Origin of the sequence: Microbacterium sp. 18062 (assembly GCF_902706225.1) — a bacterium.
In the GTDB taxonomy this organism is placed as follows: Bacteria; Actinomycetota; Actinomycetes; order Actinomycetales; family Microbacteriaceae; genus Microbacterium.
Genome location: NZ_CACSKB010000040.1, coordinates 1 through 18,383, shown reverse-complemented (window position 1 = coordinate 18,383; position 18,383 = coordinate 1). Strand labels below are relative to the sequence as shown.

The 18,383-nt window shown below is 71.2% G+C and carries 18 protein-coding genes; 15 read left to right on the top strand and 3 right to left on the bottom strand.

The window, feature by feature from the left end; all coding sequences use genetic code 11:
- The first annotated feature begins 2 nt into the window (after positions 1 to 2).
- The 9 genes from folE to lysS all read left to right on the top strand — a co-directional run bounded on the left by folE (position 3) and on the right by lysS (position 7,540).
- Positions 3 to 593 (top strand): GTP cyclohydrolase I, encoded by a 591-nt coding sequence (gene folE, locus GVL03_RS14105; protein WP_159501643.1) that lies wholly within the window; start codon positions 3 to 5, stop codon positions 591 to 593.
- Positions 590 to 1,393 (top strand): dihydropteroate synthase, encoded by an 804-nt coding sequence (gene folP, locus GVL03_RS14100; protein WP_159501642.1) that lies wholly within the window; start codon positions 590 to 592, stop codon positions 1,391 to 1,393. The genes folE and folP overlap by 4 nt, the downstream gene beginning before the upstream one ends.
- Entirely contained in the window at positions 1,390 to 1,761 is a 372-nt protein-coding gene (gene folB / locus GVL03_RS14095) for a dihydroneopterin aldolase (RefSeq protein ID WP_159501641.1), read from the top strand. Before folP ends, folB begins: the two co-directional genes overlap by 4 nt.
- A complete protein-coding gene (gene folK / locus GVL03_RS14090; protein ID WP_159501640.1) occupies positions 1,758 to 2,288 on the top strand; it encodes a 2-amino-4-hydroxy-6-hydroxymethyldihydropteridine diphosphokinase in 531 nt (176 codons plus the stop codon). Before folB ends, folK begins: the two co-directional genes overlap by 4 nt.
- Positions 2,285 to 2,773 (top strand): DUF3180 domain-containing protein, encoded by a 489-nt coding sequence (locus GVL03_RS14085; protein ID WP_159501639.1) that lies wholly within the window; start codon positions 2,285 to 2,287, stop codon positions 2,771 to 2,773. The genes folK and GVL03_RS14085 overlap by 4 nt, the downstream gene beginning before the upstream one ends.
- Before the next feature lie 103 nt (positions 2,774 to 2,876).
- Entirely contained in the window at positions 2,877 to 3,410 is a 534-nt protein-coding gene (locus tag GVL03_RS14080; RefSeq protein WP_235038180.1) for a PH domain-containing protein, read from the top strand.
- Entirely contained in the window at positions 3,407 to 5,095 is a 1,689-nt protein-coding gene (locus GVL03_RS14075; RefSeq protein WP_235038177.1) for a PH domain-containing protein, read from the top strand. The genes GVL03_RS14080 and GVL03_RS14075 overlap by 4 nt, the downstream gene beginning before the upstream one ends.
- The gene (locus tag GVL03_RS14070; RefSeq protein ID WP_159501637.1) at positions 5,092 to 5,802 is read left to right on the top strand and encodes a Rossmann-like and DUF2520 domain-containing protein; all 711 of its coding nucleotides are present in this window, start codon (positions 5,092 to 5,094) and stop codon (positions 5,800 to 5,802) included. The genes GVL03_RS14075 and GVL03_RS14070 overlap by 4 nt, the downstream gene beginning before the upstream one ends.
- Before the next feature lie 214 nt (positions 5,803 to 6,016).
- Positions 6,017 to 7,540, top strand: a complete 1,524-nt coding sequence (lysS, locus tag GVL03_RS14065; protein WP_159501636.1) for a lysine--tRNA ligase — start codon at positions 6,017 to 6,019, stop codon at positions 7,538 to 7,540.
- Positions 7,541 to 7,714: 174 nt separating this feature from the next.
- Here lysS and GVL03_RS14060 read toward each other — a convergent pair whose 3' ends face one another.
- The gene (locus GVL03_RS14060; protein WP_159501635.1) at positions 7,715 to 8,851 is read right to left on the bottom strand and encodes a DUF4192 family protein; all 1,137 of its coding nucleotides are present in this window, start codon (positions 8,849 to 8,851) and stop codon (positions 7,715 to 7,717) included.
- A gap of 104 nt (positions 8,852 to 8,955) precedes the next feature.
- On the opposite strand from GVL03_RS14060, the gene GVL03_RS14055 reads away from it, so the two are divergent.
- The 4 genes from GVL03_RS14055 (at position 8,956) to GVL03_RS14040 (ending at position 12,802) form a co-directional block, all read left to right on the top strand.
- The gene (locus GVL03_RS14055) at positions 8,956 to 9,144 is read left to right on the top strand and encodes a hypothetical protein (protein WP_159501634.1); all 189 of its coding nucleotides are present in this window, start codon (positions 8,956 to 8,958) and stop codon (positions 9,142 to 9,144) included.
- Positions 9,145 to 9,228: 84 nt separating this feature from the next.
- Positions 9,229 to 10,686 (top strand): cardiolipin synthase, encoded by a 1,458-nt coding sequence (cls, locus tag GVL03_RS14050; protein WP_159501659.1) that lies wholly within the window; start codon positions 9,229 to 9,231, stop codon positions 10,684 to 10,686.
- A 273-nt stretch (positions 10,687 to 10,959) separates the two neighbouring features.
- Positions 10,960 to 11,667 (top strand): hypothetical protein, encoded by a 708-nt coding sequence (locus GVL03_RS14045; protein ID WP_159501633.1) that lies wholly within the window; start codon positions 10,960 to 10,962, stop codon positions 11,665 to 11,667.
- 193 nt (positions 11,668 to 11,860) lie between these two features.
- On the top strand, positions 11,861 to 12,802 hold the full coding sequence (locus GVL03_RS14040) for an endonuclease domain-containing protein (protein ID WP_159501632.1): 942 nt from the start codon (positions 11,861 to 11,863) through the stop codon (positions 12,800 to 12,802).
- A gap of 208 nt (positions 12,803 to 13,010) precedes the next feature.
- On the opposite strand, the gene GVL03_RS14035 is transcribed toward GVL03_RS14040, so the two are convergent.
- Positions 13,011 to 13,244 carry a helix-turn-helix transcriptional regulator gene (locus GVL03_RS14035; RefSeq protein ID WP_159501631.1) on the bottom strand — a complete coding sequence of 78 codons (234 nt, stop codon included), beginning with the start codon at positions 13,242 to 13,244 and terminating at the stop codon, positions 13,011 to 13,013.
- Entirely contained in the window at positions 13,241 to 13,864 is a 624-nt protein-coding gene (locus tag GVL03_RS14030) for a hypothetical protein (protein WP_159501630.1), read from the bottom strand. Before GVL03_RS14030 ends, GVL03_RS14035 begins: the two co-directional genes overlap by 4 nt.
- 269 nt (positions 13,865 to 14,133) lie before the next feature.
- Here GVL03_RS14030 and GVL03_RS14025 point away from each other — a divergent pair, with 269 nt between their 5' ends.
- Both GVL03_RS14025 and GVL03_RS14020 read left to right on the top strand, forming a co-directional pair.
- Complete coding sequence (locus tag GVL03_RS14025; RefSeq protein ID WP_159501629.1) at positions 14,134 to 16,659, top strand: ATP-dependent Clp protease ATP-binding subunit; 2,526 nt, start codon at positions 14,134 to 14,136, stop codon at positions 16,657 to 16,659.
- 243 nt (positions 16,660 to 16,902) lie between these two features.
- Positions 16,903 to 18,300 carry an amidase gene (locus GVL03_RS14020; protein WP_159501628.1) on the top strand — a complete coding sequence of 466 codons (1,398 nt, stop codon included), beginning with the start codon at positions 16,903 to 16,905 and terminating at the stop codon, positions 18,298 to 18,300.
- The last annotated feature ends 83 nt before the right edge of the window (positions 18,301 to 18,383 follow it).

The following is an 18,383-nucleotide window of genomic DNA, read 5'->3' as shown; positions in this document are numbered from 1 at the left end:
CTGTGGCCGTCGACCGTGAACGCATCGCCGTGCTCGTGCGCGAGCTGCTCGAGGCGATCGGCGAGGACCCGGGTCGTGCGGGGCTGAGACAGACTCCGCAGCGGGTCGCCGACGCATACGGCGAGTTCTTCTCCGGGATCGGCGAGGACCCGGCCGCCGTGCTCGCGAACACGATCTCGGTCGCACGCGGGCCTGCTCCCGAGACGTTGCCCTCGGGAGCGGTGATGCTCCGCGACATCCGGTTCCGTTCGATCTGCGAGCACCACCTGCTGCCGTTCCGGGGCCGGGCGCACCTCGCGTACCTCCCGGGTGAGCAGGTGGTGGGGCTCGGCGCGCTTCCCCGTGTCGTGGACGTCCTGGCCTCCCGCCCCCAGGTGCAGGAGCGGCTCGGCGAGCAGATCGCGGACACCATCGCCGGAGCCCTCGACGCTCGCGGGGTGCTCGTGGTGCTGCAGGCCGAGCACGAGTGCGTCACGATGCGCGGCGGTCGTCAGCCGGATGCGGAGACGATCACGATCGCCGCCCGCGGCGCCCTGGCCGAGCCCGCCGCCCGGGCCGAGATCGTCGCGCTGCTGACGGGCGGCGACGCATGAGCTGCCTCGTGATGGGGATCGTCAACGTCACCCCCGACTCGTTCAGCGACGGGGGCCGTCACCTCGACCCCGAGGCCGCCGTGGCGCACGGGCTGCGCCTGCGCGCGCAGGGCGCGGATCTGGTGGACGTCGGCGGCGAGTCCACCCGCCCGGGCTCGGTGCGCGTGCCGGTCGAGATCGAGCAGGAACGCGTCGTGCCCGTCGTGTACGCGCTGAGCGATGCGGGGGCCGTCGTCAGCATCGACACCATGAACGCGGGCACGGCGGCCGCCGCGATCGCCGCGGGCGCCCGCATCGTGAACGACGTGTCGGGAGGGCTCGCCGACCCCGACCTGCTCGCGGTCGTGGCCGAGTCGCGGGCGGACGTCGTGCTCGGCCACTGGCGAGGGCACTCCCGCGAGATGTACGCCGAGGCCCACTACCGCGACGTGACGCGCGAGGTCGTCGCCGAACTGCGCGAGCGGCTGGAGGCCGCTGCGGCGGCCGGCATCGCCCCGTCGCGCGTCGTCCTGGACCCGGGCATCGGGTTCGCCAAGCGCGGGGCGCAGAACTGGGAGCTTCTGCGCGGTCTTCCACAGCTCGTCGGCACCGGCGCGCGAGTGCTGGTGGGCACGAGCCGCAAGCGGTTCCTGGCGGACGCCCTCGGCGGCGAGGTCTCCGAGGGGAGACGCGATCTCGCGACGTCGGTCACGAGCGTGCTGGCGGCGCAGGCCGGAGCGTGGGCGGTTCGCGTGCACGACGTCGTCGCGACGCGCGACGCGCTGCGGATCTCGGACGCCTGGCAGAACGGAACGGCATGAGCGGCGACCGCATCACCCTGACGGGGCTGCGCGGCCGCGGCCATCACGGCGTCTACCCCGACGAGAGGCGCGAGGGGCAGGAGTTCGTCGTCGACGTCTCGATGGGCCTCGACCTGCGTGCCGCAGCGGAGAGCGACGACGTCGCCGACACCGTGCACTACGGCGAGGTGGCCGACGACGTGGTCGCCGAGATCGAGGGGCAGCCGGTGGACCTCATCGAGACCCTGGCGGCGCGCATCGCCGCGCGCGTGCTGGCGCGGACTCTCGTGCGCACGGTCGTCGTGACCGTCCACAAGCCGTCGGCACCGATCGCCGTTCCCTTCGGCGACGTCGCCGTCACCATCGAACGCGCGAAGGAACCGATGTGAGCCGCCGTCTCGCGCAGGGGTTCTCCGGCGGTGAGCCGTCGGTGGCCGCATCCGTCGAGGCCGTCATCGCGCTCGGGTCCAACCTCGGCGATCGGGTCGCGATCCTCCGGGAGGCGGTTGCGGACCTCGCGCGCCTTCCGCTGACCGGGCACGTCCGCGTCGCCCCCGCGATCGAATCGGTCGCGGTCCGCGTGGACGGGCCGGATGCGGCTGCCCCGGCCTATCTCAACACGGTCGCCCTCGTCGCCACCCGGCTCGCTCCTTCCGTGCTGCTGTCGTACCTCCATGCGATCGAGGACCGGCACGGTCGGGAGCGCCGCGAGCGGTGGGGGGACCGCACGCTCGATCTCGACCTCATCGCGTACGGCGACCTGCAGTCGCTCTCGCCGCGACTCGTCGTGCCGCACCCGCGCGCCGCCGAGCGGGCGTTCGTGCTGGATCCCTGGCTCGCGCTCGACCCGGATGCGGAGCTGCCGGGCGTGGGGCGCGTGGCCGATCTGCGGGCGCGCCTGGAGGGGGACCGATGAGGCGCACGAGCCCCGCCGTGCTCGCGATCGCCGCGGTGCTCGGTGTCGGTGTCGGCTTCCTCGCCGACCAGGTGCTCACGGCCTCGGGGAACGCCACGTTCACCCCGATGCCCACCCTGCCGATCCTGCTGGCGCTGCTGGGCGCGCTCGTGATCGCCCTCGCGATCCCGATCCGTCGCGCGACCCGTGGTCGGGCCGCGCCCGTCGATCCCTTCCGCGCCGTGCGGATCGCCATGCTGGCGAAGGCCGCGAGCATCGTGGGGGCCGCGGTCGGCGGCATCGCCGTGGGGCTTCTGCTGTTCCTCCTGACCCGCCCGGTGATCCCCTCGGTAGGCTCGATGGGGACGATCATCGCCACGATCGTCGCGTGCGCCGCGCTCGTCGCAGCTGCACTCGTCGCTGAGAACCTCTGCACGATCCGGAAGGACGACGATGACGATCAACCCGGAGCCGGAGAACCCGGTGGGGGTACCGTCGCCCGCTGAGCCCGCCGCCGCCGAACCCGCTCGGCCCGCCGAACCGGGTGAAGCAGCCGCATCCGCGCCCGTCGCCCCCGCTGTCGGGACGCCCGACGGGCCGGAACTCGATGTGCCCTCGGTGCTCGACCAGGGCACGTTCCGGCGCATCCCGGAGCCGCGGCGCCCCGGCCTCGCGATCGGCGACGGCACCTGGCACCAGCTCGCGCGGCCCTACCTGACGGTGCAGCTCATCGCGACCGGTATCTGGTTCGCGCTCGTCGCGATCGCGGCCGTCGTCGTCACGGCCGTGAGCGGCACCGCCTGGGTGTGGATCCCCGCATCCGTGTTGCTGGTCGTCCTGGCGATCACGTTCGCGATCACGCCCCGGCAGGTGCGGGCGTTCGGCTACCGCCTGCGCGACGACGACCTGGTGCTGCGCCGCGGGATCCTGTTCCAGCGCGTCGTGGCCGTGCCCTACGGGCGGATGCAGCTCGTCGACATCACGCATGGCCCCCTCGACCGTGCGCTCGGGATCGCCCAGCTGAAGCTCGTCACCGCGGCCGCGGCGACCGCGGTCGTGCTCCCCGGCCTCACTCAGGACGCGGCCGAAGAGCTGCGCGACACGCTCATCTCCGTCGCCGAGACGCGCCGGACCGGCCTGTGAACACGTCCGCGCCGACGCGGTCGCCGCTCAGCGACGGCGAGTGGCATCGGATGCATCCGCTCACCCCGCTGCTGCGGGGCGGGCTGTTCCTCGTGGTTGCGCTGGGTTTCGTGATCGCCAACCTGCGGGAGCGGCTCATCGAGATCTTCCTGCCCTGGTCGGGCGGCGGAGCGGGTCCCGAGGACCCGCTCGACTATGTGATCAGCCACAACCTCGTGCTGTGGGTGCTGCTGGGGGTCCTCGGCGTCGTGGTCCTCCTGATCGTCCTGTTCTGGTTCAGCTGGCGGTTCCACAGCTTCCGCATCACCGGCGACGACGTCGAGGTGCGCAGCGGCGTGGTCTTCCGCACGCAGCGGCGGGCGCCGCTCGACCGGGTGCAGGGCGTCAACCTCACCCGTCCGCTCGTGGCCCGGCTCGTCGGCCTCGCCAAGCTCGAGGTGGTCGGTGCGGGGCTGGACGCCAACGTGCGGCTCGAGTACCTCTCCGCGGCGAACGCGGAAGCCGTCCGCGCCGACATCCTGCGGCTCGCCTCCGGCCGTGCGCTCGGCGCCGCGGCCGCCGCGGAGGCTCCCGTGGGATCGTGGCGGTCGAGCGCCGCCGGCACGGTGGCCGGCGGAGTCACGGGCATCGTCGACGGTGTCGAGGAGCCGGTGGCCGAGCCCGAGTCCGTCGTGCGCATCCCGTTCGGGCGCCTCATCGGCTCGGTGCTCCTGAGCGACACCATGATCTCGTTCGTGGTCCTGGTGATCGCGATGGGCGTCTGGGCGACGCAGGGAGCGCCATGGGTGCTCCTCACACTGCTGCCGATGGCGCTCGGCTTCGGCGCGTACGCGATCCGGTCGGTGACGCGCGCGCTGCGCTACGCGATCGCGCCGACCGATCACGGTGTGCGCATCGTCTTCGGGCTCTTCACGACGGTGACCGAGATCCTTCCGCCCGGGCGCATCCATGCCGTGCAGGTGCGGCAGCCGCTGCTGTGGCGACCGGCCGGATGGTGGACCATCACGGTCAACCGGCTCTCCGGCAGTCGGTCCGGTCAGCAGGCCGCCGACGCCTTCGCCCGCGTGCTGCCGGTCGGCACCCGTGCCGACGCCGAGCGGGTCGTGGCCCTCCTCCTGCCGTGGCTCAGCCCCGAGGAGCGCGACCTGGTCTTCGCGAGGGGCGTGTTCGCCGCGCCCGACGACGATCCCTTCACGACGACGCCCGCTCGGGGGTGCGTCGTGCGCCCCCTGTCGTGGCGGCGCAACGGCTTCGCGCTGTCGCCATCCGCGCTGTTCCTGCGGCGGGGCCGGATCTGGCGATCGCTGGCGATCGTGCCCCTCGCCCGGATGCAGAGCGTCTCGGTCGAGCAGGGGCCGGTGTACCGGCGGATCGGGCTCGCTCACGTGCGCGCGCACACGGTCGCGGGATCCGTCTATACGGGGATCGGGGCGCTCGATCGGGTGGACGCCCTGCGCCTGTTCGAGGACGTCGAGGCGGGATCGGTCGCGACCGCCGCCGTCGACCGGTCGCACCGCTGGCGCGTCGAGGACCCGGCGGTCGAAGACGCGGGCGTCGAGGTGGCGGAGAGTGAGGGCGCGGCGGACGGCGCGGGCGTGGCGGAGGGCGAGGGCGCGGCGAGCCCGACGTCTGCCGCGATACCTGCGCCATCGGAGGCGCACCCGGACGAGAAGGAGCACCGATGAGTCGAGACGGACGCCTGGGCGTTGGCATCATCGGCGCCGGCAGGGTCGGCCCGATCATCGGCGCGGCGCTCGCCGGTGCCGGCCACGCGCTGATCGGGATCACCTCCGGGTCCGACGACGACCGCGTCGAGGCGATCCTCCCGGGGGTTCCCGTGCTGGAGGCCACCGAGGTCGTGCGCCGCAGTGAGCTGGTGATCCTGGCCGTGCCCCACGACGAGCTGCCCGGTCTCGTCGGCGGGCTCGCGGAGCTCGGCTCGTGGCAGATCGGTCAGCTCGTCCTGCACGTCGACCCGGCCTACGGCATCGAGGTGCTCGCCGCGGCGGCGGCACGTGGCGCCATCCCGCTCGCCGTGCACCCGGCCATCACGTTCACGGGCACGAGCATCGACCTCCGGCAGCTCCCGGCCTCGTACGCGGCGGTCACGGCGCCCGCCGCGGTGCTGCCGATCGCGCAGGCGCTCGCCGTCGAGATGGGGTGCGAGCCCGTCACCGTGGCCGAGGCGGATCGTCCGGCGTACGCGGAGGCGATCGCGATCGCCACGCAGTTCGCCCGCTCGATCGTGCAGCAGGCGACGGGGCTGCTGGGCGGCATCGGCGTTGAGAATCCGGGCGGCTACCTCTCGGCCCTCGTGCGCTCCACGGTCGACGACGCGCTCACCCGGGCGTCGTCGGGCGCCGTGCCGGACGCGCCCGACGACACGATCTGACCGCGCGGGCGTGGCGCCGGGCCCGCACGCGTGCTGAGGAGCGGATGCGACGGCTCCGCTCTCGGTCCCTGAGCGAGGAGCGCAAGCGACGAGACGAAGGGGCACGGAGCTCAGCCCTCGCCTTGCCGCGCCCCCGCCCCACCCGCGCCCCGCCCCGCGGGCGACCGTGCCGCCGCGGATAGACTGGTGCGCGACTTCCGAGGAGCCCCCCACGATGACCGAATCTCCCGATTCCGCCGCGCCCGCCGAGACGATCGACGACGACGTCTTCGAGCAGAAGGCGGTCCGCCTCGCCAAGCGGGAGCGTCTGATCGCGGAGCGCACGGATGCCGCCGGCGGCGCCTATCCGGTCTCGCTCCCCGTCACCGACACCATCCCCGCCCTGCGCGAACGCCACGCCGACCTCGAGGCGGGTGCCGAGACCGGCGTGACCGCGGCGGTCGCCGGACGCATCGTGTTCAGCCGCAACACCGGCAAGCTCTGCTTCGCGAGCCTGCAGTCCGGTGACGGCAGCCGCATCCAGGCCATGGTGTCGCTCGCCGCCGTCGGTGAGGAGTCGCTGCAGCGATGGAAGGATCTTGTCGATCTCGGCGATCACGTCTTCGTCTCCGGGCAGGTGATCTCGAGCCGGCGCGGCGAGCTGTCGATCATGGTGTCGGACTGGGCCATCGCGTCGAAGGCGCTGCTGCCGCTGCCGAACCTCTACACCGAGCTCAGCGAGGAGAGCCGCGTGCGCTCGCGCTTTCTCGACCTCATCGTGCGCGACCAGGCCCGCGAGACGGTGCGCGCGCGCGCCGCGGTGAACGCGAGCCTGCGGCAGACATTCACCGGGCACGATTTCATCGAGGTCGAGACCCCGATGCTGCAGGTGCAGCACGGCGGTGCATCCGCGCGCCCGTTCATTACGCACTCGAACGCCTTCGACACCGATCTGTACCTGCGCATCGCGCCCGAGCTTTATCTCAAGCGTGCCGTGGTCGGCGGGCTCGACCGGGTGTTCGAGATCAACCGCAACTTCCGCAACGAAGGCGCCGACTCGACGCACAGCCCCGAGTTCGCGATGCTCGAGGCGTACCAGTCGTACAGCGACTACAACGGCATCGCCGACCTCACGCAGGAGCTCGTGCAGAACGCCGCGATCGCGGTGACCGGTACGACCGAGGTCACCTGGGCCGACGGCACGGTCTACGACCTGGGCGGCGACTGGGATCGCGTCTCGATGTACGAGTCGCTCTCCGCCGCATCCGGGCGCACGGTGACGCCCGAGACCCCGCTCGACGAGCTCCGCGCCGTCGCGGCCGAGGTCGGTGTCGAGGAGCCGCCGCACGCCACGCACGGCAAGTACGTCGAGGAGCTCTGGGAGCACTTCGTCAAGGTCGGCCTCACGCGGCCCACGTTCGTCATGGACTTCCCCCTCGACACGAGCCCGCTCGTGCGCGAGCACCGCTCGATCGCGGGCGTCGTGGAGAAGTGGGACCTGTACGTGCGCGGCTTCGAGCTGGCGACCGGGTACTCCGAGCTCGTCGACCCCGTCATCCAGCGCGAGCGCTTCGTGGAGCAGGCGAAGCTCGCCGCCCGCGGCGACGTGGAGGCGATGCGCATCGACGAGGAGTTCCTGCGCGCGATGGAGCACGGCATGCCGCCCATGGGAGGGATGGGGATGGGCATCGACCGCCTGCTGATGGCCATCACGGGCCTCGGCATCCGCGAGACGATCCTCTTCCCGCTGGTCAAGTAGCCTCGGCGGTCACCGCGCCGTCTCCGCGCTCCGGCGCGGTGCTTGGCGCTCCGGCTCGGTGCTCTGCGAGACCGGGATGGCGCTAGTCTCCTGAAATGGCGCTCGAAACATCTGGCGCCACCGCAGGAAACTGGCGCCATCCCACGTTCTGGGCTCTCCCGGCAGCGCCGGGGCTCACCCGTGACCACCGTGGCGGCCTCGCCCGGGCCGGAACGCCCAGTCGGGCAGATGCCCCGCCTGCACCATCGACAGCACGATGCGGCTGAGCCCGTGCTCGGAGTCGATCTCGCACGCCAGCTGAGCGTAGAAGTCCGCGTGCGACGACCGGCCGAGCGCCCACGACAGCCACGCGCACACCGACAGCGCGCCCGGCCGCTCCGACCGCGGCGCGACCGCCGCGGCGCGACGCGTGACCTCGAGCGCCGCGCCGAGGCGTTCCGCATCCGGTCGTTCGCCCTCGCCGATCATCCGCTCGGCAAGGGAGGCCGGATACGCCTCGCCGTCCTCCCACCGCAGCTGCGCGTCGAGCGCGTCGTCGCCCGCATCCACGCCGTCGATCCAGGCCGTCACGCCGATGTCGCGGAGCGCCGGCCGGGACAGGCACCAGATCAGCGCCGCGAGCGCGTAGGGATCCGCGGTCGCAGGATCGGCCTGCACCGCGACCTCGAAGAACACCGGCAGGTCGTCGAGTGCGCACACCGCCTCGAACGCGCGAGGATCGACGCGCTCGTCGTGCGGTGCCGTCTGCGTCCCCGCGACGACCTCGAACGCCCGCTCGAGCTGCTGCAGCGCGCGGCCGACCCGTTCGCGGTCGGCGAGGTCGGCGACGGGCAGCTCCGCGCCGACGTGGTGGTCCGGATGCGGCGACGCGTCGAGCGCCGCCCCGGACGGCGGGGCGGGGAGCTGGGCGAGCGGGAACCCGCCGGGCGGATGCGTCGTCGCGAGGTACGGCGCCCACGAGGTCGCGCCCACGCAGAGCAGATCGAGCAGGCGGAGCCCGGAGCGGTGCGCCGCGAGCTCCAGGGCGTCGCCCAGGGCACGATGCGGGACCTCGTCGTCGATCGCGTCCTCGCAATAGACGATGCCGACGACGGCGTCGACGAGCGACACCCGGCAGGCCAGGCCCAGCGCGGTGCCGGCGAAGGCGGCCGGGTCGACGTCGTCGGACGGCAGGTCGAAGCGCATCCCGCCGACACTGCGTCCTTCGCTGAACGGGATCAGCACGACGCTTCGCCGGGGGACGAAGCCGAGCAGATGCGGCACAGTGGACAGGAATTCGGCCGCATCCGCAGCCTTGATGATCGTGGTCATGCCACGACACTGGGCCGTCCCGCGGCGCCGGCGACCGATTCCACAGGGCGACGGCCCCGGATCCGCCCGGTGGAGGACAGATGAGCGGCGCGTACGATGGAGGGATGGAGAACTTCTGGGTCGCGGTGCTGTGGTCGATCCTCCCGACCATCGTGGTCACCGGGGCATTCTTCTTCGTCTTCCGGTCGATCCTGCGGATGGATCGGACCGAGCGCCGGGTGTACGCGCGGATCGAGGCCGAAGAGCGCGCCAAGCGGGGTCTGCCCCCGGTCGCGTCCGCATCCGATCGGTAACGCTCCGCCCGCGGTCGCCGCGCCGACGCTCCCCTCCCGGACGATACGCTGGTCGTGTCGTCAGGGGGAGGCCCGGTGTTCGAGATCGAGTTCGACGATCCCTGGTGGCTGTTGGCGGTCTTCGTCTTCGACGTCACCGTGCGCATCGCGGCGATCATCATCGTTCCGCGCAATCGCCGCCCCACCGCGGCGATGGCATGGCTGCTCGCGATCTACTTCATCCCGCTCGTGGGGGTGTTCCTCTTCCTCCTCATCGGAACGCCGCGCCTTCCCAGGGTGCGTCGGCGTCGGCAGCGAGCGATCAACGAGTACATCCAGAAGGCGACCGTCGGTCTCGACTTCGGCACGCTGCGCCCGGATGCGCCGGAGTGGTTCACCTCGCTCGTCACGCTGAACCGCACCCTCGGCGCGATGCCGCTCTCGGGCGACAACGACGCCCACCTGATCGCGGACTACCAGGCGAGCCTCGACGCGATGGCCGACGGCATCCGCCGCGCGAAGAACTACGTGCACGTCGAGTTCTACATCCTGCAGTCGGATGCCTCGACCGACAACTTCTTTCGCGCCCTCGAGGAGATCGCGGCGCGCGGGGTCACCGTGCGGGTGCTGCTCGACCACTGGGCAAACCGCGGCAAGCCGTACTACCGTGCGACCCTCGACCGCCTCGACGCGATGGGTGCCCAGTGGCACCTCATGCTCCCCGTGCAGCCGTTGCGGGGCAAGTACCAGCGGCCGGATCTGCGCAACCACCGCAAGCTCCTCGTGGTCGACGGCGAGGTCGCCTTCATGGGCTCGCAGAACGTCACCGACTCGACCTACAACCTGCCCAAGAACATCCGCCGCGGCCTGCACTGGGTCGACCTGATGGTTCGGCTCGAGGGGCCGGTGGTCAATAGCGTCGACGCCGTCTTCCTCTCCGACTGGTACAGCGAGACCGACGAGATCCTCGGCGGTGAGGTCGAGGAGTTCGACCTCACCCGGGCCACGGGCGACCTCGACTGCCAGATCGTCCCCTCCGGCCCCGGGTTCGAGTTCGAGAACAACCTGCGCCTCTTCCTCGGCCTGCTGTACGCCGCACAGCGCCGCATCGTGCTGGTGAGCCCCTATTTCGTGCCCGACGAGGCGATGCTGCTCGCGATCACCACGGCGTGTCACCGCGGAGTCGACGTCGAGCTGTTCGTGTCCGAAGAGGGCGACCAGGCGATGGTGTACCACGCACAGCGCTCCTATTACGAGGTGCTGCTGCGCGCGGGCGTGCGCATCTGGATGTATCGGAAGCCGTACATCCTGCACACGAAGGCGTTCACGATCGACGAGGAGGTCGCCGTCATCGGCTCGAGCAACATGGACATGCGCTCGTTCGGTCTGAACATGGAGATCTCGATGATGGTGCGCGGCGAGGAGTTCGTGCGGGAGATGCGCGAGGTCGAGGACAAGTACCGCAGCCTCAGCCGCGAGCTCACCCTCGACGAGTGGACGAAGCAGCCGCTGCGCTCCACCGTCCTCGACAACCTCGCCCGTCTCACCTCTGCGCTGCAGTAGTCAAGCGCCCGGCGGAGCTTCTGTCCGGCTGGGCGTATCTTCAGCGGGGCGTCTGCCCGGCGGGGAGGATGCGGGACCGGCGCGGGACTCGGCTCTGCGCACTCGGGCTCGGGCTCGGGCTCGGAGTCACGGTCTCTCCGGCGTGGCGGGCGGCTCTCCGGCGTCGCGGGCGGCGGCCGCATCCGGGATCGTGATGGCGTCGTGATCGCTTTCGCCGCACTCGTGCAGAAGGGTGCGACAAGATGGCAGCACGCTACGAGGAGGACGAGAGTCATGGGACGACGCGGACTGACGGTGATGGGAGCGGTGCTCGTCGCCGCGGGGCTGCTCTCCGGCTGCGCAGGATCCGGGGACAGCGCGCCGACCGTCGTCGGCGATCTGGAGGTCGACGCCGCCTGGCTCGACGGCGGGCGCCTGATCGCTCTGGCGACGTGGGGGAGCTCGACGTGCGTCCCGATCGAGCAGGAGGTCGCGCTCAACGCCGACGGTGTGCTCGAGGTGACCCTGACCGATGCGGGCCCCGAGGGCTCGACCGAGCAGGCCTGCACGACCGACCTGGTGCAGCGCGCCACGCTCGTGGGCGTGCCGGAGGGCGTCGATCCCGCCCAGGACCTCGAGATCGAGGTCACGTACGCCTCGTCCGTGGGCGACGCGGAGCTCGACGGCGTGGAGGGGCTCGCAGGTCCCGGCACGGAGACCGACTACGCGCCGAGTGCCGGCTGGATCGACGACGACGGCACGTTCGCCTTCGTCACGTGGGGATCGTCGTCGTGCGCACCCGTGATCGACGACGTGCAGGTGACGAGCGAGACCGAGGTCACGGTGACCTTCGCGACGCCGCCCGCAGACCGCATGTGCACGCTGGACATGGCGCCGCGCGTCGCGCTCGCCGTCGCACAGGGAATCACGGAGGAAGCCGCGGTCGAGCTGGTGCTGCAGGGCGACGGCCTCGACGGCGTCCGTACCCCGATCCTCGGCTGAGGTCCGCGCGCGCCGCTCTGCTCTGTTCATTCGTCACGAATGCAGGATGCGCGCGGCGCTGATCCTGCATTCGTGACGAATGAACGAGGGAAGCGGGGTGCGCCGTCCGGAGAGCCCTCCTCCACAGAGGGACATGCGGGCGCGGTCCCTGTGGAGGGGGTCACTGCGGGGCGGCTCGCGGCAGAATGCCGGAATGCTCAGACGAGATCTTCCGCCCCTGCTGGGCGGGTCCTTCACCATTTCAGACGCGCGAGACGCGGGCGTCTCGCGCAGTCGACTCGCCGCAGTCGACCTCGTCCGTCCATTCCACGGCGTGCGCACCCGCCGCACCGCGACAGCCCCCGGCCCGGACGAGCTCCTGGTCCGCGAACGGATGGCGCAGTATGCCGTCCGGATGGACGACGGCGAGTTCTACAGCCACATCTCGGGCGCGTTCGCGTGGGGGATACCGCTGCCGTTCAGCCTCAGACGCGAGTGGGAACAGCTGGATGTCAGCGTGCACTGGCCGCGGCGCAGTCCCCGCTCGCGGGGCATCCGCGGGCACGCGATCCAGTCGGAGCTCGCGACGGTCCGCGTGCATCCGGTCACCGGGTACGCGGTGGCCAGCCCCGCGACGACCTGGGCGATGCTCGGCAGCGTGCTGCGGCATCCCTACGATCTCGTGGCAGCGGGAGACGCGGTGGTGCGGACACCGCAACACCGGGACGATCCGCCGCCGCTCGCGACGCTGGAGGAGCTCACCGCTGCCGTCGCCGCGGGGCGCCGCACCGGCATCGCGGCATTGCGGGCAGCGCTCTCGCTCATCCGCGGCGGATCGGCGTCGCGCCCCGAGACATGGCTGCGTCTCTCGCTCGTCGACGGCGGGTTGCCGGAGCCGGAGCTCAACGTCGACGTGTTCGAGGACGGCGTATGGCTCGCCCGCGTCGACATGGCCTACCTCGCACTGAAGATCGCTATCGAGTACGAGGGCGAGCACCATCTGCGCGATCCCGTCCAGTGGGCCGCGGACATCGCCCGGTACGACCGGCTCGAGGCGTCCGGCTGGCGGGTGATCCGAGTGACGAAGATCGAGCTCTTCGAGAGGCCGGGGGCGCTGCGGGCGAGGGTGCTCGCGGCGCTCCGTTCCCGCTGCTGATCGTTCCCAGGAGGGCGGTGTCGCTCTCCGCCCTTGTTCAGTCGTCCTCCGCCCTTGTTCAGTCGTCGCGAATGCAGGGTGTTTCGGGACGTGACCCTGCATGTGCGGCGAATGAACAAGGGGAAGGGGCGCGGCAGGGTGTCTACGCCGCGATGGAGAGAGATGGAGAGATAGAGAGATATGGAGAGATAGAGAGAGGGGGCGGCGCTCACGGCGCGCGGACGAGCAGCTCGCCGACCTCGCAATCGAGCGCCGCGCAGATCGCCGCGAGGGTCGAGTAGCGGATGGCGCGGGCCCGGTCGTTCTTCAGGACCGAGAGGTTGACCACCGAGACGCCGACGAGCTCGCTGAGCCGCGCGAGCGTCATGCCGCGCTCGGCGAGCAGCTCGTCGAGCCGGCAGCGGATGCCGGTGGGTCCCTCGTCGGGCGCCGCGGGGCTCACACGAGCCCTTCCGTCTCGCGCTGCAGCCGCGCCCCGATCGTGAAGACGGTGCTGGCGAGCGCGGCGACGAAGGCGATCAGCAGCATCGGGAACAGCTCGGCCGACACCACCACGTTGTCGAACGTGCCGTCCGAGAGCCGTGCGAACGTCCCGTTCGCGCCCATGTTGGCGAAGAACGGCGCGGCGATGAAGCCGACGAGCCCCGTGATGCCGGCTGTCGTCACCAGTGCCGTGTTCGTGCGCGAGAAGACCGTGCCGCGGACGAGGTTCCACGTGAGCCACAACAGGGTTCCGACGACGATCAGCACCGTGACGACGATCACGACCTGTTCGATCACGAGCGCGGCGACGGATGCGCCGGGCAGCGCCGGCGCGACGAGGTCCGCATTCTGCAGCCCCACGGTGACCGGCGCCCCGTCCGGCCCGATCGGGGCGTCGGCGGGCGTGCCGTCGAACACCGCCGGCACCGTGATGCTCTGTCCGGAGAGGATCTCTGCGACGCGCCGCGCCGCGGCGATGACGATCCCGACGGCGATGACGGCGCCGGCGATCATGAACAGGATCATCGCCGCGGTGTCGGCACGGGAGATCGGGCGTGCGTTCTGAGTCTGGGGGGACATACTCGCTCCTTATCGTTTCTCGTTGTTATCGAATATCGATAACAACGGTAATCGATATGCTCCCGGTGTCAACCTCGGCCGCGACCACTCGCCGCGCGTGCCTGCGCGAGACCCGGCGCGCGCGGCGAACGAGCCGCGGATGCCCGGCCGTGGGGTGCGGACGAAGGGCCGTCGTCATCCGTGCGCCCACGGCGAACACGGGCTTGCCGCATCCGCGGGCTGGTTAGCCTCGATGTACGGCGCCAGGAGTGCGCCCGGAGGAGTGGACGATGTTCGAGAGATTCACGGACCGAGCCCGTCGTGTGGTTGTTCTCGCCCAGGAAGAGGCGAAGATGCTCAACCACAACTACATCGGCACCGAGCACATCCTGCTCGGTCTCATCCACGAGGGCGAGGGCGTCGCCGCCAAGGCCCTCGAGTCCCTGGGCATCTCGCTCGACGCCGTGCGCGAGCAGGTGCAGGACATCATCGGGCAGGGCCAGCAGCAGCCGACCGGGCACATCCCCTTCACGCCGCGCGCGAAGAAGGTGCTCGAGCTGTCGCTGCGCGAGGCGCTGCAGCTGGGCCACAACTACATCGGCACCGAGCACATCCTGCTCGGCCTCATCCGCGAGGGCGAGGGCGTCGCCGCCCAGGTGCTCGTCAAGCTCGGCGCAGACCTCAACAAGGTGCGCCAGCAGGTCATCCAGCTGCTCAGCGGCTACCAGGGCAAGGAGCCCGCGGGCGTCGCCTCCGGTCCCGGCGAGCAGAGCCAGCAGGCCGCGCAGGGCGGTTCCGCCGTGCTCGACCAGTTCGGCCGCAACCTCACCCAGGCCGCGCGCGACAACAAGCTCGACCCGGTGATCGGGCGCGAGAAGGAGATCGAGCGGGTCATGCAGATCCTCTCGCGCCGCTCCAAGAACAACCCCGTCCTCATCGGCGAGCCCGGTGTCGGCAAGACCGCCGTCGTCGAGGGCCTCGCGCAGGCGATCGTCAAGGGCGATGTGCCCGAGACGCTCAAGGACAAGCAGGTCTACTCGCTCGACCTCGGCTCGCTCATCGCCGGCTCCCGCTACCGCGGCGACTTCGAGGAGCGCCTGAAGAAGGTCACCAAGGAGATCCGCACGCGCGGCGACATCATCGTCTTCATCGACGAGATCCACACGCTCGTCGGCGCGGGTGCCGCCGAGGGCGCCATCGACGCCGCGTCGATCCTGAAGCCGCTCCTCGCCCGCGGCGAGCTGCAGACGATCGGCGCGACGACCCTCGACGAGTACCGCAAGCACTTCGAGAAGGATGCGGCGCTCGAGCGCCGCTTCCAGCCCATCCAGGTGGCCGAGCCGAGCCTGCCCCACGCGATCAACATCCTCAAGGGTCTGCGCGACCGCTACGAGGCGCACCACAAGGTGCAGATCACGGATGGCGCGATCGTCGCGGCGGCGAACCTCGCCGACCGCTACATCTCCGACCGCTTCCTGCCCGACAAGGCGATCGACCTGATCGACGAGGCGGGCGCCCGTCTGCGCCTGTCGATCCTGTCCAGCCCGCCGGAGCTGCGCGAGTTCGACGAGAAGATCGCGAAGGTCCGCGAGCAGAAGGAGATCGCCTCCGAGGAGCAGGACTTCGAGAAGGCCGCATCCCTCCGCGACGAGGAGAAGTCGCTGCTCGCCGAGCGCCTGCGTCTCGAGAAGCAGTGGAAGAGCGGCGACGTCGCGACCACCGCCGTCGTCGACGAGGGGCTGATCGCCGAGGTGCTCGCCCAGGCCACCGGCATCCCCGTCTTCAAGCTGACGGAGGAGGAGACCAGCCGTCTCGTCTTCATGGAGAAGGCCCTGCACCAGCGGGTCATCGGCCAGGAGGAGGCGATCGCCGCGCTCTCGCGCACCATCCGTCGCCAGCGCGCGGGGCTGAAGGACCCCAAGCGTCCCTCGGGCTCGTTCATCTTCGCCGGCCCCACGGGCGTCGGAAAGACCGAGCTCGCCAAGGCGCTCGCGGAGTTCCTGTTCGACGACGAGGGCGCGCTGATCTCGCTCGACATGAGCGAGTTCGGCGAGAAGCACACGGTGTCGCGCCTGTTCGGCGCCCCTCCCGGGTTCGTCGGGTTCGAAGAGGGCGGTCAGCTCACCGAGAAGGTGCGCCGCAAGCCCTTCTCGGTCGTGCTCTTCGACGAGATCGAGAAGGCCCACCCCGACATCTTCAACTCGCTCCTGCAGATCCTCGAGGAGGGCCGTCTGACCGACGGTCAGGGACGCGTCATCGACTTCAAGAACACGGTCATCATCATGACGACCAACCTCGGCTCGCAGGCGATCGCCGGCGGCCCCGTGGGCTTCCAGGTCGAGGGCAACGCGCAGACGACCTACGAGCGGATGAAGGGCAAGGTCGACGAGGAGCTCAAGCGTCACTTCAAGCCCGAGTTCCTCAACCGCGTCGACGACGTCATCGTCTTCCCGCAGCTGAACAAGGACGAACTGCGTCAGATCGTGGGCTTGTTCACGAAGCGCCTGGCGGATCGTCTGCTCGACCGCGACCTCACGATCGAGGTGTCGGATGCCGCCAAGGACCGTCTCATCGAGATCGGGTTCGACCCGACGCTCGGCGCCCGGCCCCTCCGCCGCGCCATGCAGCGCGAGGTCGAGGACCAGCTCAGCGAGCGGATCCTGCACGGCGAGCTGAACCCCGGCGACCACGTGAAGGTCGATGAGAAGGACGGCGCGTTCGTCTTCGAGACCGCTCCGCGCGGTGAGAAGGTGGCGGTGGGCGTCGCCTCCGGCGGCGAGATCACCGCCGGTCCCGACATCGCCGCGAGGGCCTAGGGCGTTTCCTGTGAAGGGGCGGATGCTGACGGCATCCGCCCCTTCGTCGTATGCGACGGCTGTGGGTCGTGGGTCCGTGCAGGACTCAGGACATTTTCGGTGGGCGCTGCGGGCACGGTCCGGGATTCCGCGGTCGTGTCCTGGCGTGGCCATCGGATGTCCTGAGTCCTGCACACGCTCGGGCCGGGAAGTCGGCGGCTCTCCGGACACATGCCCGACACGCATACGGAGCATGATGGCGGCATGATCGATCTGGATTTCACCGGTGTTGCAGATCAGGCGCGGCTCGTCGCCACGGGCGCCGTGAGCGCGCGGGAGCTCGTCGAGCACGCCCTCGCGCGGATCCGCCGCCTCGATCCCGCGCTGAACGCGTTCGTCGGCGTGCTCGACGAGACTGCGCTCGCCGAGGCGGACCTGCGGGATGCGGCTGCGCCCGAGAATCGCGGACCGCTCCACGGCGTGCCGATCGCGATCAAGGACGAGAACGACGTCGCGGGCCTGCCCACGACGTACGGCGGAGCGGCGTTCACGACGCCGGCGCGTCAGGACGGCGAGATCGTGCGGCGTCTGCGCGAGGCCGGGGCCGTGATCGTCGGCAAGACCCGCATGCCCGAGTTCGGGATCTGGCCGTGGACCGAGACGAGCGCCGGCGGCTACACACGGAACCCCTGGGATCCGCTCCGCTCGACCGCGGGCTCCAGCGGAGGGACCGCGGCCGCGGTCGCCTCGGGCATGGTCGCCGCGGGCATCGGGGGCGACGGGGGAGGCTCCATCCGGCTGCCGTCCTCGTACTGCGGCCTGTTCGGGCTCAAGTGCCGGCGCGGCCGCACGAGCGCGGCTCCGAACGCCCACCTGTGGCGGTCGCTCGGGGTCATCGGGCCGCTGACCCGCTCGGTCGAGGACAGCGCCCTGATCTACGACGCGATCACCGGGTCGACCCCGCTCGACGCCTGGCGCGCCGACCCGCTGCCGATCACGCTGACCGAGGCCTATCGCACCGAGCCGCGGCCGCTCCGCATCGCCGTCGCCGAGCACGGGGGAGTGCGTGGGCTCCGCGCCGACGACGAGACCCTCGCGGCGCTGCACGCCACCGCGGATGCGCTCCGCGAGCTCGGGCACACGGTCATCGATGTCGAGCCGGACTATCCGAACACCGCGCTGCCGTTCACCGTCCAGGTCGCCGCGGGCGTCGCCGACGAGGCGGCGCGAGCCGAGCACCCCGCCCTGCTCGAGCACCGCACGCGCACGCTCCTCGCGCTGACGCGTCCGTTGCGCTCGCGCGCGCCGTGGGCTGAGCGCACCGGCATCGAGGCGGGGCGGCGGTTCGCCGCATCCTTCTTCGCCGAGCACGACCTGCTGCTCATGCCGACCACCGCCTCGCCGGCCGTGCCGATCGGCCAGCTCGACGGACTCGGGGCGCTCGCCGCGTCGCAGAAGGCGACGAAGGCGTCAGGCTTCACGGCGCTCTGGAACGTGCTGGGGAACCCTGCCGCCGCCATCCCCTCGGGCCTGTCGCGGGAGGGGCTGCCGTTGAGCGTGCAGCTGGTCGGCCGCCCCGACGGCGAGCCCGACATCATCCGGGTCTCCGCGCAGCTGGAGCGGGCGCGGCCCTGGGCGCAGCGGCGTCCGGCGGTGTCGTAGCGGCGGGCGCTCGCGCTGCCTCCGCCCGGGTCCCGTGTGAGGCGGGTGTTCGTCAGTCCCGGGTGGGTTCGTCAGTTCCGGGT

Coding starts and splice junctions, on each gene's coding strand:
- GVL03_RS14045 (WP_159501633.1), top strand. CDS start 10,960: ATGGGACGACGCGGACTGACGGTGATGGGAGCGGTGCTCGTCGCCGCG.
- folP (WP_159501642.1), top strand. CDS start 590: ATGAGCTGCCTCGTGATGGGGATCGTCAACGTCACCCCCGACTCGTTC.
- GVL03_RS14030 (WP_159501630.1), bottom strand. CDS start 13,864: ATGTCCCCCCAGACTCAGAACGCACGCCCGATCTCCCGTGCCGACACC.
- GVL03_RS14085 (WP_159501639.1), top strand. CDS start 2,285: ATGAGGCGCACGAGCCCCGCCGTGCTCGCGATCGCCGCGGTGCTCGGT.
- GVL03_RS14060 (WP_159501635.1), bottom strand. CDS start 8,851: ATGACCACGATCATCAAGGCTGCGGATGCGGCCGAATTCCTGTCCACT.
- lysS (WP_159501636.1), top strand. CDS start 6,017: ATGACCGAATCTCCCGATTCCGCCGCGCCCGCCGAGACGATCGACGAC.
- GVL03_RS14070 (WP_159501637.1), top strand. CDS start 5,092: ATGAGTCGAGACGGACGCCTGGGCGTTGGCATCATCGGCGCCGGCAGG.
- GVL03_RS14040 (WP_159501632.1), top strand. CDS start 11,861: ATGCTCAGACGAGATCTTCCGCCCCTGCTGGGCGGGTCCTTCACCATT.
- GVL03_RS14025 (WP_159501629.1), top strand. CDS start 14,134: ATGTTCGAGAGATTCACGGACCGAGCCCGTCGTGTGGTTGTTCTCGCC.
- GVL03_RS14020 (WP_159501628.1), top strand. CDS start 16,903: ATGATCGATCTGGATTTCACCGGTGTTGCAGATCAGGCGCGGCTCGTC.
- GVL03_RS14055 (WP_159501634.1), top strand. CDS start 8,956: ATGGAGAACTTCTGGGTCGCGGTGCTGTGGTCGATCCTCCCGACCATC.
- folB (WP_159501641.1), top strand. CDS start 1,390: ATGAGCGGCGACCGCATCACCCTGACGGGGCTGCGCGGCCGCGGCCAT.